13 protein-coding genes are annotated in these 15,650 nt (G+C 38.8%); 2 read left to right on the forward strand and 11 right to left on the reverse strand.

Going from position 1 to position 15,650, the window contains the following annotated elements; all coding sequences use genetic code 11:
* Positions 1 to 569 precede the first annotated feature (569 nt).
* On the forward strand, positions 570 to 1,640 hold the full coding sequence (mnmA, locus tag AB1444_01150; protein MEW6525255.1) for a tRNA 2-thiouridine(34) synthase MnmA: 1,071 nt from the start codon (positions 570 to 572) through the stop codon (positions 1,638 to 1,640).
* Here the strand turns inward: mnmA and AB1444_01155 are convergent.
* Positions 1,637 to 3,454, reverse strand: coding sequence for a nucleoside-diphosphate sugar epimerase/dehydratase (locus AB1444_01155; protein ID MEW6525256.1), 1,818 nt, complete (start codon positions 3,452 to 3,454; stop codon positions 1,637 to 1,639). The two genes, mnmA and AB1444_01155, sit on opposite strands and share 4 nt — an antisense overlap.
* 2 nt (positions 3,455 to 3,456) lie before the next feature.
* Positions 3,457 to 4,605 carry a DegT/DnrJ/EryC1/StrS family aminotransferase gene (locus AB1444_01160; GenBank protein MEW6525257.1) on the reverse strand — a complete coding sequence of 383 codons (1,149 nt, stop codon included), beginning with the start codon at positions 4,603 to 4,605 and terminating at the stop codon, positions 3,457 to 3,459.
* Positions 4,606 to 5,196: 591 nt separating this feature from the next.
* Between AB1444_01160 and AB1444_01165 the strand changes: the two genes are divergently transcribed.
* Positions 5,197 to 5,766, forward strand: coding sequence for a hypothetical protein (locus AB1444_01165; GenBank protein ID MEW6525258.1), 570 nt, complete (start codon positions 5,197 to 5,199; stop codon positions 5,764 to 5,766).
* 5 nt (positions 5,767 to 5,771) lie between these two features.
* On the opposite strand, the gene AB1444_01170 is transcribed toward AB1444_01165, so the two are convergent.
* From AB1444_01170 to truB, 9 genes are all read right to left on the reverse strand, one after another.
* Positions 5,772 to 8,756 (reverse strand): hypothetical protein, encoded by a 2,985-nt coding sequence (locus AB1444_01170; protein ID MEW6525259.1) that lies wholly within the window; start codon positions 8,754 to 8,756, stop codon positions 5,772 to 5,774.
* Positions 8,757 to 8,769: 13 nt separating this feature from the next.
* Positions 8,770 to 9,171 carry a DUF2177 family protein gene (locus tag AB1444_01175; GenBank protein ID MEW6525260.1) on the reverse strand — a complete coding sequence of 134 codons (402 nt, stop codon included), beginning with the start codon at positions 9,169 to 9,171 and terminating at the stop codon, positions 8,770 to 8,772.
* A gap of 132 nt (positions 9,172 to 9,303) precedes the next feature.
* Positions 9,304 to 9,804, reverse strand: a complete 501-nt coding sequence (locus AB1444_01180) for a UpxY family transcription antiterminator (GenBank protein MEW6525261.1) — start codon at positions 9,802 to 9,804, stop codon at positions 9,304 to 9,306.
* A complete protein-coding gene (locus AB1444_01185; protein ID MEW6525262.1) occupies positions 9,794 to 10,330 on the reverse strand; it encodes an ArsR family transcriptional regulator in 537 nt (178 codons plus the stop codon). Before AB1444_01185 ends, AB1444_01180 begins: the two co-directional genes overlap by 11 nt.
* 71 nt (positions 10,331 to 10,401) lie before the next feature.
* Entirely contained in the window at positions 10,402 to 10,644 is a 243-nt protein-coding gene (locus AB1444_01190; GenBank protein MEW6525263.1) for a hypothetical protein, read from the reverse strand.
* A 157-nt stretch (positions 10,645 to 10,801) separates the two neighbouring features.
* A complete protein-coding gene (locus tag AB1444_01195; GenBank protein ID MEW6525264.1) occupies positions 10,802 to 12,064 on the reverse strand; it encodes a pitrilysin family protein in 1,263 nt (420 codons plus the stop codon).
* Positions 12,065 to 12,073: 9 nt separating this feature from the next.
* On the reverse strand, positions 12,074 to 14,161 hold the full coding sequence (locus tag AB1444_01200) for a polyribonucleotide nucleotidyltransferase (GenBank protein ID MEW6525265.1): 2,088 nt from the start codon (positions 14,159 to 14,161) through the stop codon (positions 12,074 to 12,076).
* A 42-nt stretch (positions 14,162 to 14,203) separates the two neighbouring features.
* Positions 14,204 to 14,461, reverse strand: coding sequence for a 30S ribosomal protein S15 (gene rpsO / locus AB1444_01205; protein MEW6525266.1), 258 nt, complete (start codon positions 14,459 to 14,461; stop codon positions 14,204 to 14,206).
* Between the two features lie 246 nt (positions 14,462 to 14,707).
* Positions 14,708 to 15,649, reverse strand: a complete 942-nt coding sequence (truB, locus tag AB1444_01210) for a tRNA pseudouridine(55) synthase TruB (GenBank protein MEW6525267.1) — start codon at positions 15,647 to 15,649, stop codon at positions 14,708 to 14,710.
* Position 15,650: the final 1 nt, after the last annotated feature.

Genomic DNA, 15,650 nt, shown 5'->3' on the forward strand with positions numbered 1-15,650 from the left:
TCACTTTTTTGTCCAGGCAGCAACAAAAACAAAATAAAGTGCCAAAGGAAATACATTATGCTTTCTATGCTCACTAATCCTTCACCAGCTTATGTTCCAAGCAGCCTATATTGATTGCTCCATAGCAAAATACGTTTCAACCTGCGACAGAAGGTTGCTGAACTTGTCGAAACACGCACGCATCACATGACGCCATACCTCTCCAGTACGGCTATCGTTGCCACACCGTTTATCATATTCATTATTTCTTAATTATTCCAATTTCCTTCAAAATCCTATACAGTGAGTCCCGTATACCTTTGCTCCGACAGCATTTTGCTACCCCATCAGGATACTGTAACCCTTCAAGTATTACTCTTACCTTGTCTTATGGATTGTAGCTGCTGTTTACTATTTACTATACGATTTTCCTCTATATTTTTCTCTTAAAAAATTATCTATTTAGGACTTCCTGACTTTTTTAGAAAGCCTCATTTAAATGGTATTTTTTTCTGATAAAAGTAACAGAGTATTATATATTACTGTTTATAATCGTACTACGTTGATATAGTATACAAAACAGGATACCTATGAAAATAGCAGTTGCAATGAGTGGTGGTGTTGATTCGTCAGTTACTGCTGCACTACTTGTTGAAGAGGGGCATCAGGTAATTGGCCTTACCGCTAAAATTTTACTGTGTGCCGAAATGGATGGTTGCCAGCCACGCTATGATGTATGCTGTAGCCCCGAAAGCATCAATGATGCAAGAAAAGTAGCAAGGCAGCTTGGCATACCCCATTACATTGTCAACGTAGAAGATGAATTTTCACAAAATGTTATCGATCCATTCTGCGCTGAATACATTACGGGCCGCACACCCAGCCCCTGCATCAACTGTAATACCAGCATAAAATTTCCAAAGCTTTTAGATTTTGCTCATGAGTTAGGCTCTGATATGCTTGCTACTGGCCATTATGCAACTTTATGTAAGAATACCCGCTATTATATCAAACAAGGCGTTGATAGTGATAAGGATCAATCTTATTTTTTATTTAACCTTTCGCAGGATGTGTTGCAACACCTGATACTTCCCCTTGGTCAATTTACCAAACGTGAGATACGCGCAAAAGCACGTGAGCTGGGACTTGCCACCGCACACCGGCCTGAAAGCCAGGAAGTATGTTTTGTGCAGGATAATGATTACCCACGATTTATTGAACAACGCTTGGGGTTTTGTCCTCCACAGGGTGATATAATTACAACAGGTGGCACAGTTGTTGGCAGGCATAAAGGGATTCATCGCTACACCATAGGGCAACGCCGTGGTCTTGGCATTGCCTGGGAACATCCGTTATACGTTGTAGCCATAGATGCCACCCACAATCGCATTGTTGTGGGAAGCAAGGATGAACTTTTAGCAAAAGGGCTTATTGCCACACAGATAAATTTTATGAAGGCAACTTTTGCCCATAACACTCCCGTATGGGTTAAAACACGCTCAACGCAAAAACCATTTAAAGCCCAAGCTACATTTGAAAATAATACCCTTACGGTAACGTTTGAAACACCTCAGGCAAGTATCACACCAGGTCAGGCTGTCGTATGCTACGATGATGATGGTGCAATACTTTTTGGCGGTTGGATTGAAAAAAGTTTTTAATTATAGGGCTTATAATCAGTAACTATCGCTTTCATTATATTTTTACATTCTTCTTCATGTAAGCTCTGCACGTATTCAGATGTTAGTTCTTTTATTTTCGTAACCGATAGCGCATCGAATCCATTGTGGGCAATTTTATAAATCTTTTTATGAAGCGTTGGCACTAGCTCCTCACCATAATTCCATAAATCTTCTTGCAACTTTTCGCCAGGCCGTATGCCGGTGTATACAATGGGGATATCAACATCAGGCTTGTATCCCAAAAGCGTTATTAAATTGCGTGCCACCTCTTCAACCCTGTACTGTTTTCCCATATCAAGCACAAAGATTTCACCACCCTTTGAAAGCATGGCAGCATGAATAACGAGCATCACTGCTTCAGGTATGCTCATAAAGTAGCGCGTCATATCAGGATGGGTAATAGTCACAGGCCCACCTTTTGCAATCTGCTGGTAAAATAGAGGAATAACCGAACCACGGCTGCCAATGACATTTCCAAACCGCACACAGCAGGTGTGCATAGTATCACTATTATATGCAAGCGTTATGATCTCGGCCATACGCTTGGTTGCACCCATCACGCTTACCGGGCGCACTGCTTTATCCGTTGATATGCACACAAACTGCCTCACACCTGCAATATGCGCTGCCTCAAGCACCGTGCGTGTACCAAGGCAATTGTTACGCAGTGCTTCCTGCGGATTTTGCTCCATGATATCAACATACTTGTGAGCAGCAGCATGGAATACAATATGAGGCTTTTCCTTTTCCATAATTTTTTGCATTCTCACTGCATCATTTACATCCGCTATATAATACACTATATCCACACCTTCAAAATACTTTGCATACTCCTGTAATGATTGTTGCAATGTATATAAGGAATATTCGCCCCTTCCCACTGCAATGATGCGCCCTGCTTTAAATTGTAACAGCTGCCTGCAAATTTCAGAACCTATGCTACCACCAGCTCCCGTTACCAGCACGGTTTTACCCTGGCAATACGCTTCAATTGATGAACTATCTATCTCAATTTCTTCACGCCCTATGAGTTCCTCAACACCAATCCCCCGTAGTTCAGGGGTCAGAGCTTTTTCAAAAAGCTTTGTTACTGCAGGCAAAATAGAAATAGCAACATTACCACTTGAGCGAATAATCTTTATAATACGGTCAATTTCTTTTTGTGGTGCAGAAGGCATTGCAACAATACACTCTTTTACAGCATACTGTTCCACTATAGCAGGTATATCCTGAGTGCTTCCCAGCACAGGCTTTCCACATAACAATGTACCAATCTTGCGCCTGTCATCATCCACAAACCCTATAATACTATCAGCCCTGCCATCACGCTTAAATTCAGCAAGCAAGGTTCTTCCCGCTTCCCCTGCACCAGCTATTAAAATAATTTTTAATTTCTTTTTTGGGAATGCTATCTTCTGCGATTTTGTTTCCCGTATAATGACACGATATGCTATGAGCAATGCAAGGCTACCTGCACTTGCAATAAAAAGAACTCTATTATCTAATGACACAACACTGTTATATAGCAACACTATTACTGTAGCACCAGCAAAGCCTTCAATGATACGATAATAATCCTGCAACGTGGCATACCGCCACAATATCCGATAGCTTTGCGTACCATACAATCCTGCTATAGCAAGAAACGTATGCAATAAAATCAATGGTATAAAAGCATTAAACGAATATGAAAACAATAGCAAGGCAATACCATATCCAGCAATGATACATAGCATATCAGCCACAATAGTGATAACAGCTGATAATTTAATTGTATATAGTATTTTTTTCATAATTACCTTTTGAATTGTTGTGCAATTGACAGCACACTTTCAATCACATAATCAACCTGTTCATCGGTCATTGAAGGAAAGATTGGAAGGCTAATCTCCCGTGCAAACACCCATTCGCTATTTGGAAACATCGCTTCCTGATTGCCAAAGCGTTTTACAAAATACGAAAATCGATACAGTGGAATAAAATGCACGCTTGTCTTTATACCACGTTCTTCCAATTTCACAATATATTCATTGCGCGAAATAGAAAGCGCCTCTAAATTTATCTTAAGCGGATAAAGATGCCATGATGATACTCCTTCTTTCACAACATATGGAATTAACGCATCATTTGTAGCAAACGCAGCATTATACCTTTGCGCTATAGCCTCCCTTTTTTTTTGTAACATTTCCACTTTTTTAAGCTGCGAAAGTCCCATTGCTGCAGCAATATCAGTCATGTTATACTTATAGCCCATCTCTTCTATATCATACTGCCAGCTTCCACCCCTGTCATAGCGTTTCCATGCATCACGATTCATACCGTGTAGTCGCAATCTCCCAGCCCGCTGCGCCCATTCTTCATTGCGCGTCACCAGCATCCCACCTTCACCCGTTGCAAGCGTCTTTGTTGCATAAAAGCTATAACAGCCAATATGTCCAAACGTGCCAGCAAGCTTGCCCTCATACCATGATGGCAATGCATGTGCTGCATCTTCAATAACATACAGGTTATGCTGTCTGGCTATATCAAGTATTGCATCCATTGCACAGGGAGTTCCAGCAAAATGCACCGGTATAATGGCTTTGGTTTTGGGCGATAGTAACCGGTATAGTGAATCAACACTGATACAATGAGTATCCCGGTCAATATCAGCCAATACCACAGTAGCCCCACAATAGGAAACAACCTCTGCTGTGGCAACAAATGTATTTACAGGAACTATAACCTCATCACCCAATCCAATACCACACACCTTTAACGCAATATGCAGCGCAGCCGTACATGAGCTTACCGCAATTGCAAATGGCATGCCGATATATGCAGCAAATTTTTCCTCAAACTCAACGGTTTTTGGCCCCATGGTGGTCCAGCCGCTTTTAATGGCGCTGACTGCAGCCTCAAGGTCACTATCATCGATATAGGGAACATGAAACGGAATATTCATTGCAAGCAATCCTTATACAACAGACTATGTATATTTTCGGAAGAAAATAGCGGGTTGAATATGAAAAAAAGAATTGAAAATATTCATAACATATTCATACACTTAACTTATTGAGAAGAATATGAATTTTATACGGGGGTGTCTCAAAAGACACCTCTTTGCAATGGCTTTTGTCTTCCTGTCATTGCGAGGAACGAAGTGACGAAGCAATCCCCTTGTTGCGAGTGCCGTAGTCACGTGGCAATCCCGCTTTCTGCGGCATTGAGATTGCTTCCCTTCGAAAAGCGGTTACTGAGCTTGTCGAAGCACTCAGGACAAGCGCTACGCTTGCAATGACTTTGCACCCGCATCATTGAGAGCACCACGGTTTGTTTTGAGACGGCCCCTGTATATATCAGTCATAATGAAATTATTTTAAAATGTAAAATACTTATGGGCACCTCTCAAACTACTTTCATCATTATAAATGTAATAAAGAGAAAGCGGTTTTATCCTATATATTGTGCCCCAAGGGAACATCCAAAAAAATAATTTTTAGAAGTTCCCTTATGATTCAACATCAAAACATTACACAGAATAGTGAGGATAGTCATGAAAAAAAACATTCTGGCATTGATTTTTATGATGTACATCACTGCTATGCCTTCATTGACCTTTGCAATAGCTGATATCGCAGTTATTGGAGGGTATACCCCCTACGGAAAAATAGATTTTTATGAAGAGGAATATGATTCACTCAAAGGGTATAATTACGGAGTGATGGGACATCTTAATGTTGATACTGAAGTTATCATGTTTGGATTTGGATTTTATTTCCATGGTGAACGGTTGCACTATACATTCAACGGGGACACAAGAGATTTTACTGTTAAACAATCATGGGGGCCTGATATTATTATCATGATAACAGCAAGTGAGATTATTGCCCCGTATGTACGGGCTGGCATTGCACTTTTGAGTGAACTCAAATACGATTACGGCTACGACAAAAAGGAAAAAACCAGATTCTTAAACAGTGGCTGGTGGGCCATAGGTTCAGGTATTCACATAACTGAAGAGATTCTTATTTTTGGCGAATTACAACGACTATCCATGTCCCATGACAATGAACATTCAGCCAAACGGTATACAGTAAATGCTGGAGCAATGTTTAATTTTTAAATTCGTTATAAAAACCAGAAAAAAGTGTGTTTAGTTTCACCGTCTTTTTTTACATATTTATAAAGACCTTTTAATATTGAAAATTTTATAAAACCTGTTTCCTGCTCTTTTTCATAGTTCCATAATATACCCCACAGGCTCCCTACTGAATGATACAGACGTTGTGGCTCTTTCTTCTCATCAAAAAGTATTCCTAAAAGAACCAGTCGTCTTCCATCCTGATATCTAACATTTTCATTATGATAGTACAATAAACCCAAAAAACCCAAATCAAAAATATCATCATATTCCCGGTAAAAACCACTGAGCAAAACGGGCATAATCAATAACCTTGAATGGTTATCGTTATAGTAGTAATAAAGAGGCAGTACTTTATGGCTGAAGCCATATGCATCTTTTTCAGCACCAACCAGCCATAATAATGCATCAACGTCATAATTATTATATTTTTTGTCATAATCATACTCAAATAAGGTGCCCCAAAGCAACCGTAATTTTGTTAATTCAGGCGTAAATTGTGTATCTATTGTGGTAAATAGATATGAATATTCTTTCTTAATTATATCCATTGAATTAGAAAAATAAATCTGGCGGTCATATAGCAACAAAACATCATCGTGAATATAATCATTTGCTCTGTGCCGGTAATATCCGGCAATGAATAGCGTGTTTTCACTTTTGTTTTCTTCTTTATCTTCATATTTGTTGTAATATGTTAAAAGAAGAGGAATAAACAGCGTATATGAGTTAATACCCTGCAACGTGCTTTTATAATACAATGGGTTGATATTGACACTTTGAATAACGCTATCATTGTGAACATATTCTTTGCTGTAATGCAACAGCGAAAAAGACCGCTTTACACTGACTTCATTTTCTTTCCACATTCTGTACCAGTACAGGGGAAATATCCTGAAACCTTTTGTATCAGGTGAATAGTACCAGTTTATAAAAGGCCACAGCAGCGTCTTTTCATGATAATCATCTTCTTTATATTCATCCCAGTATATGTTTAAGGCATACACTTTAAAATAGGAATCACCTTTTTTCTGATAACCATATAATGGAAACAGCACAAAATATTCCTGGTCATCCAAAATATATGAACAGTAAAATGGGAGCAATACAAAAAGCTTGTCTGCAGAAGTCTCATCCCATGTAAGCCATGAAAGAGGCAATAATCTGAAATGCCGCCTGCTGTCTGCTTTCTCAAATGCCATAATCCCAAAACCAATTTTCCACCCCCAGAAAACCAGAGAATCTTCACGGTTCACTGTTTTCTTTTTTACAATCTGCGGTTTGTCAGTTTCATTTTTATTATTTATTTTGGCGATAGTTATCGGTAATGGGTCTTTGCCATGATAGTCGTTTACTGGATTATTAACTACTTCTTCATCCATCTGCGATTGCAGGTTACTATCGCTTTCATTATTTTGAATTTTTTTCAAAGGTATACGGGATGAAAAACTCCACATCTCATACACCCATGATATATCTGTATCAAGGTACATGGTTTTACCGGTACCTATATTCATTGCAACATCCGGCGTAAACATTCCTGTATATGATTTTCGTGCATAGCCTGTTATATTAATATGAATTATGGTGTTTTTATCCTTATAATTATAAATAAGGGGAAGTATAAGGGTCCCCTGGCTTTTTGCATTACGCCATGAAAAATACACAGGAAGAATATGCGTATAGCAGGCAACGGTGCTGCCAGCATACTCATCATTGCTACCTGTATACTGTTTGTTGTGATAGTACGGCCATATCCAGAGTATATCGGTGTTACGAGCCCAGTAATGGTAATGAAAGATACCAAATGATTTCCCTTCATCTTTTGTTATATCCGGCCTGCAATAAAAAGGAATATAGTACCTATAGCTATATTGGCCATATTTATGAAATATGAATGGCGCTATCCACAGGGATTGCAATGACCCTTTATGTGTCTTCCAGTCAATAAACCACATAAGATTAGTATGAGAGCTATCGCCACCAGTACTATAGTAAAACACAGGAATCACAGGAAACATTAGGTTTTTATAAACAGTTTTATGTGAAGTTTCGTCAGTAACAGTACGTCTACCAAAAAGGGGTGTTATGTACTGCTTTGTTGTATATGAATTGTTACTACTTTTCCATATTGCTAAAAACGGCAAAAGGTGATAGTAATAATCCCCGTTAGCATGCTTATTATTGATATACAGTGGCGCCAGCAATGACAGATACCCATCACTTCCTTTTTTCCACATCACAAAAGGAACAACCCAAAAACGGTTAATTCCATCAGGATCCCAGGAATAATCCAGAACCCACAGTATATTTCTGTGACCCCCAGCCATGTTGCTATTATGATAGGTAATGGGTATAATTGGTGCCCAGAATGTATATTCATTACTGTCGCTTTTTGTTTCATAATAAAAAAGGGGTGTAACACATTCTTTATATTTCGATGCTTCAGATGTATAGGAATTGTAATACGACAACAATGGGATCATTAAAAAGTAGGTATCCATATACTGTTTTTCATCAGGGTAATTATGCTGCAAACCCCACCAGAAAAGCAGTAACGCTGATTTATTATATCCAGCATCACTAATTGAAGAATAATATGCAGGAAATAGAATATATTTTGTAGCTTCTGCACCATTAGTTTTTACATATGTTAAAAGTGGGAAGATTACTGTTTTTTTACGATTGTCTATTTTACTTGCAAGATGGTAATATAATGGCAAAACTCTGTATGATGTGTATTTTGGGTAATCAGTATATTTATACAACCACAGAACCATCAATGAATAATGATTATCCCATTTCTCCTGTTCAACAAAAAGCGACTTTACAGGATACTTTTCCTCCTTTTCACTGCCATATACATCATGTTCCCCCATTTCAAGATCTTCCCATTCAGCATATAATGAAGTAGTAATAAAAGAAAACAAAATAACAATATACAATACAAAAGCAAAACGATTGGATTTCATCAGCTATCTCTGTTTAGTGCCACTTTAAAAGGAATGCAATTTTTACTGTAAGCGCACAGACTGAAGCTCCAATAATTGCTCCCCACAGCAAATCAATACCAGTAATAAGCACCGGCCATCCTTTAATAGTTGCCTGGTTTGTCAGGTCATACGTTGCATAGCTTACAAGCCCAAATAGTGCTCCTGCAAATAAAGCCTGTATTGCTGATTGTGCTTTAATTGCAGGTATAATACAAAAATACTGTAACCCAAAAATAAACAGTACATAAAATAAAATAACAGCCCACCACACCACATCACCCATAAGATAACCTAAATATTGTTTGTACATGTTTTTAGCTATCACCGTTAACCACAGAGCGTCAATGAGCAGAAAAAGAATTAATGCGGTACTATACATTTTTACGTAATTCATTATAGAACCTCCTCTCAAAATAAAATTTTGAACACTATGTTATCCTTACACTTTTTTGATATATATACAAATGGGTTATAGTACAGGTATCAAAATAAAACAATTGTTTTTTTATTAATAATATCAAGAAAGTCATATTACAGGCTCAATTGACTGTATATCCACTTTTACTGATACGCCTTTCTGCAAAATATCAACTGACACAACGACGTGATGTTCTGTTCCCCTGCTTACCAGTATCCCCTGTACACCTGATAAAGGACCACTGATTATTTTTACCTTTTGTCCTTCTTTTAAATAAGGGTGTTCATCTATTGTAAGCTTGCTGTTGACCATTTTATAAATGCTTATTATCTGATCATCAGCTACAGGCTGATATCCGGAACTATCGCCCAATATTTTTACCACACCTCTAATTTTTAAAACTTGCAAAAAATAAGCTTTATCATTGGGAAGCTTAACAAACAAATAGCCGGGAAACAGCGGAAAAGGAATGAGCTTGTTTCTATCTTTCCATTGTCGCAATCTTTCAACCACTGGCAAAAATGACTCAATACCTTTTGCTAACAGTGCACTGTGCACTTTAAACTCATGGCGAGAGCGAACATACACCGCATACCAGTTACTTTCCATTGTGCCATACCAGCAGCGCTTTGTCTAAATTGAGTTTTTCTTTATATTTTGTTTTTTCCTTTGGCGATAGCACCAGTGGCCGTATCTTGCGTTTTATAATTCCTTCAGCTTTTTCAATGAGTTGAGCCAGATATGAATAATCAACAGCACCTACAATGACAACATCAATAATGCCACTATCTATCCCTTTTGCATAATCGCCAACCACATACGCTTCATGTACTTTTCCTAATTTGGCAAGCACACTGTCAATCAACACATCGATACCCAAATATTTTTTCACAACACTGTGAATATCTTTATAAAGTGGGTGACTGGTATTTGCATTGTAGTACACCTTATTGCCATTGGCGTTGCGCTCTAAATAGCCTGCATCCACAAGACGGTCAAGTTCCACACGCACTGCATTGGTGGATTCATTCATCTGAGCAGCTAATTCACGTAAATACCCTTTAGTGGAAGGATTAATAAAAAATTTAAGTAAAATTTTAAGCCGCGTTTTTGATGTAATAAGTGCATCCAGCATATGCACAACGAGTAATATTATTGCTCGTTTTTGTCAAGTATTATTGAAGAATATTACCTATTGTTTATTTTCTAATTCGTTAAAAAATCTTTATCATCCAGGCCTATAAACCCTATATCAATATCCGAATATTCATAAAATGAATATGGCCTGGTAATGGAACCAAAAATATATGCTTCCTGAAATGATATTACTGCATAAAGCTCTTCCAGAACACTATGTATTTTATGTAACAATTCACAACGTATACGTTCACGTTCTTCTTTTTTTTTAATGAGTATTGTATCTAATATATATGTAGAAGATTGTGCCATGGTATCTTCGAATGTTATATATTTATAAATACCCAATGTATACTATTTCAAAAATGAAAAGTCAAGCACTTTCACATCATATTCTTAATAATTACTTATAACAGAGATGTATGTATTATTTCATCAATACAGAAGCAAACATGTAAACAACGGAATATTATATATCAAGATGAAATTCATTGATGGGATTCTGTGGTAATTTGCCTATTGTTACCAGGGAAAACTTTGCATTGTCTAAAATCCTGTGGGCAACTCGCATAAAATCTTCCATAGTAACTGCCTGAATATTCCGTACTATTTCCTTGAATGTAAATTGCTGACCAAAAACAATCTCATTTTTAGCAATATGGCTCATACGCACCTCAGTACTTTCAAGGCTTAACGCCATATTCCCAATAAGGTAACTTTTTGCATCAGACAACTCCTCTTCGGAAATCCCCTGAGATGTAATTAGCCGGCACTCATTTGCTATTAGCTGTAATAGTTTATTATACTGTGAAGGAGCTGTCCCGCAATAAATACCAAAAACACCCGTATCCATGAACGATGAATGAAAACAATATATACTATAGCATAATCCTTCTTTTTCCCGGATATTCTGGAAAAGACGTGATGACATACTCCCGCCTAAAATAGTATTAAATAAATAAAATGCCCATCTGTCCTCATCAACTTTACTCAAGCCATCAGTACCAATACACAGGTGTATCTGCTCTAAGTCTTTATCCAGGTGTACCCGTAATTTGCGTTCATACTGTGGTAGTGCAGGAAAACCTTTCAAATTTTGTGATGTACAATCCTTACCAAAATACTTTTCAATAATCTGCCGGGCATCTTCTATAGTGAAGTTTCCGGAAATGACAAAAAGGCTTTCATCATCAGTATAATGCTGTTTATAAAATGCTACAATACTGTCTCGATTAATGGAGGCTATTGTATCCAAACTGCCCAGTATTGAATGCCCCAATGGGCTGTTATAAAACATGGTATCCATGAAAAGGTCATGGATATGTTCATCCGGTGTATCTTCATACATTCGGATTTCTTCAATCACCACATTTTTTTCTTTTTCTATCTCTTCGGCATCAAACGTGGAATGAAGATAGGTATCAGATAGTATTTCAACAGCTAATTCTAAATAATCCGATACCACATTAATATAATAACAGGTATATTCCCTGTTGGTTGCTGCATTGTGCTGTCCGCCTACCCTGTCAACCAAACGTGCAATATCCTTTGCACTATATTTGTCTGTGCCCTTGAAAAGCATATGCTCAATGAAATGGGCATACCCCATCTCATTGGCTTTTTCGTGGCGTGAACCAACCTTTATCCACAGACCACATGACACTGATACAACATTATCAATTGGCTCAAGCAAAACTGTAAGCCCATTAGGGAGTGTAAATTTATGTACCATTTTTTTTGGCTAATGCTTCTTCATAGCGTCTTTACGGCTTAAGTTGATGCGCCCCTGCTCATCAATGCCAATAACCTTGACCAGCACTTCATCACCTTCGTTCAAAATATCCTTCACCTTTTCAACCCGTGAATGATCAAGCTTGGAAATATGTACCAGCCCCTGTTTCCCGGGCAATATTTCTACAAACGCACCAAAATCAGTAATCCGCTTAACAATACCTTTGTAGATAGCACCAACTTCCACCTCTTCAACCAATCCTTTAATAGAAAGCTGTGCTTTCTCAATTGCATCCTGTTCATTGGCAGAAATAAATACGGTACCATCAGGCTCAATATTAATCTCAGCACCTGATTCCTCTATGATCTTTTTAATGACTCTGCCACCGGGCCCAATCACTTCGCCAATCTTTTCAATTTCAATTTTCATAACGGCAATTTTTGGTGCATGGGGCGATAGTTCCTTTGCAGGCTCTGATATTACTTCATTCATCTTTTCCAGTATATGGAGCCTTCCTTCCTTTGCCTGCTCTAACGCTTTGCGCATAATCTCTGTGGTGATACCCTCAATCTTTATGTCCATCTGAAATGCGGTGATCCCGGTTGCAGTACCGGCAACCTTGAAATCCATATCACCCAGATGGTCTTCAATACCCTGGATATCACTTAAAATAGCATAGCGGTCGCCCTCCAGTACCAGGCCCATTGCAATACCAGCAACTGGCGCTTTCATGGGCACACCAGCATTGAACAATGCCAGCGAACCTGAACACACAGTAGCCATTGATGAAGAACCATTAGACTCAAGTATTTCTGAAACAACACGGATGGTATAGGGGAATACATCTTCATCGGGAATAGCATATTCCAGTGCTCGTTCAGCCAGCATACCATGGCCAATCTCACGACGGCCCACACCGCCAACTCTTCCAACTTCACCAACGCTGAAAGGAGGGAAGTAGTAGTGAAGCATGAACCGCTTATATGATTCTTCAATTAAATCAATACTATCAATACGCTGGGAATCAGCAACTGTTCCCAAGGTCACTATCCCCAAACTTTGTGTCTGGCCACGAGTAAAAAGTGCCGACCCATGCGCACGTGGCAAAATGCCAATCATGATATCGATAGGCCTTATATCTTTAAGGCCCCTTCCATCTGCTCGCTTGCCTTCATTTAAAATACGTGAGCGCACCACTTCGGCATCTAAGTTATCTACAATTTCAGGCACCAACCTAATGGTTTCAGGAAATTGTTCCTGCAACTGGCTGGTTATTGTTGTAATCAGTGTGTCTTTTGCTTGCTCACGTGCCTTCTTTTCATGAACATCTTTTAATTGTTCTATGTTGGTAAAATATTGTTCTCGTATAACTTTCTCAAGTTCCTTATCGCTTAATTTTGGTTCATAGGTCATCAGGGGCTTGCCACAGGATTCTTTTAATGCTTCCTGTACTTCACATAGTTTTATAATATTAGCATGGGCAAATTCAACAGCTTCTATCATTTCATCTTCGGTTAAATTCTTTGCCTGCCCTTCAATCATGGTCACAGCTTTTTTTGTTCCGGCCACAACAAGGTCAATATCACTGTGTTCCATTTCCTGAAAGTATGGATTTATCTTCCACTGCCCATTGATTCTCCCAACCCGTACTGCCCCAACAGGCCCCTTAAAGGGAATGCCTGATATAATGAGTGCAGCTGAAGCTGCATTTATTGCCATCACATCCGGCTGATGCTCTCTGTCAGCAGAAAGCACATAAATAATAACCTGTACCTCATTGACAAAATCATCCGGGAATAAAGGCCGTAGGGGTCTGTCAGCCAGCCTGCTGGTTAAAATTTCCTTATCGCTGGGTCTTCCTTCACGTTTAATAAACCCACCAGGTATCTTGCCCGCTGAGTAATGTTTTTCCCGGTAATCAACCGTCAACGGGAAAAAATCCTGTCCTTCCACAACCTTCTTTGACGCAACAGCCGAAGCAAATACTATCGTTTCACCACACGAAACCGCCACAGCACCATCTGCCTGCTTTGCAAGTATTCCAGTATTAAACAGGATTACATCATCTCCAATATGTACTACAAATTCTTTATTCATTGTATAATCCTTAACTACTTATTTTAAATTCTTTTGAACCCTTTACCTTCGTATGCCAAGTGATTTAATCAGTTCTCTGTACTTTGTCAAATCCTTCTTTTTAAGATAATCAAGAAGCCGTCTGCGTTTACCTACAAGCTTGAGCAAACCACGCCGTGAGTGATGGTCTTTAACATGTACTTTGAAATGTTCGGTCAGATGGTTAATCCTCTCAGTTAAAAGGGCAATTTGAACCTCTGCTGATCCGGTATCCTTGTCATGCAACTGGTATTTGTTGATAATCTCGTTTTTTTCTGCCATACGACTTTTTAGTCCTCCTTACAATCACTATATTCTAATTTATTGAATTTACTGTAAGCCTTATAATTCACAGTGCTATTTGCAGTCAAAATCAGTCAAGAAATAAATTATACAGGAACTTCTTAAAAACTGTTTTACGGATGTTCCCTTGTGAGCACACTATATAGGATAAAACCGCTTTCTATTATATGAATAATTTCGGAAAAAAGCAGTTTTTCAAGGTACCCATAAAAGTGGAGAACACTTTTATTTCATTGTATCAATTTTATCAAGCTCTTCAATAAAAACTTTTTTACACCTGTACCCTTTTTCATCTTTTACAGCCAGAGCCACTAAATCTTCAGTTCCCTCAGGAACCACCCTGAATACAGGCTCACCGGTAACATATGTAATATCATCATAGCCAAGCAGCTTTCCATGTTTAATCTTTATCAAAGAATCTCGCTTTACTGCTATAATACCAAAGTGACCAAGCGCACTGAAAGGAGTAAAAATTCCACGCATATCTTTAATACTTTTGTGCGATAGTTCAACGCATTGTTCCATGGTCATGGCATCAGTAACGGTGAAGTCACCAATGGCAATTCTTCGCAATGCTATAACATGGGCCCCTGTGTGCAATCGCAAACCCAGGTCTCGAGCCAGTGCTCTGATATAGGTGCCTTTACTGCACGTAATGTCAAGCGTAAGCTTTGAACAAGCTGTATCAAAATCAAGTACTCTAATGTCATGTATGTGGACCGGTCGTGGAGCTATCGCCACCGATTCCCCTTTGCGTACCCTGTCCGATGAACGCTTCCCGTTAATTTTAATGGCCGAATATTCAGGAGGAGCCTGCATAATTTGGCCTATAAAATAGGTTTTCAGGCAGGAGTGTATATCCTCAACTGTGCACTGAATATTGCTTTCTGAAATAACCTGCCCCTCACTGTCATGTGTGTCAGTTGCCACCCCTAATTGCATAGTGGCAATATACCGCTTGTCCATACCCATAAAAAACGGCACCAGTCGCGTTGCCCACCCTACGCACACAATTAAAAGGCCTGATGCAAATTTGTCCAGCGTACCTGCATGGCCACACTTTTTCGCTTTCAGTGTTTTTCTGATATGATGTATACAATCAAAAGAAGTATAGCCAGAAGGCTTGTCTATAAGCAACACGCAATCCTTTATATGGGGAACACTCATA

The organism is Spirochaetota bacterium (assembly GCA_040756435.1).
In the GTDB taxonomy this organism is placed as follows: Bacteria; Spirochaetota; UBA4802; order UBA4802; family UB4802; genus UBA4802.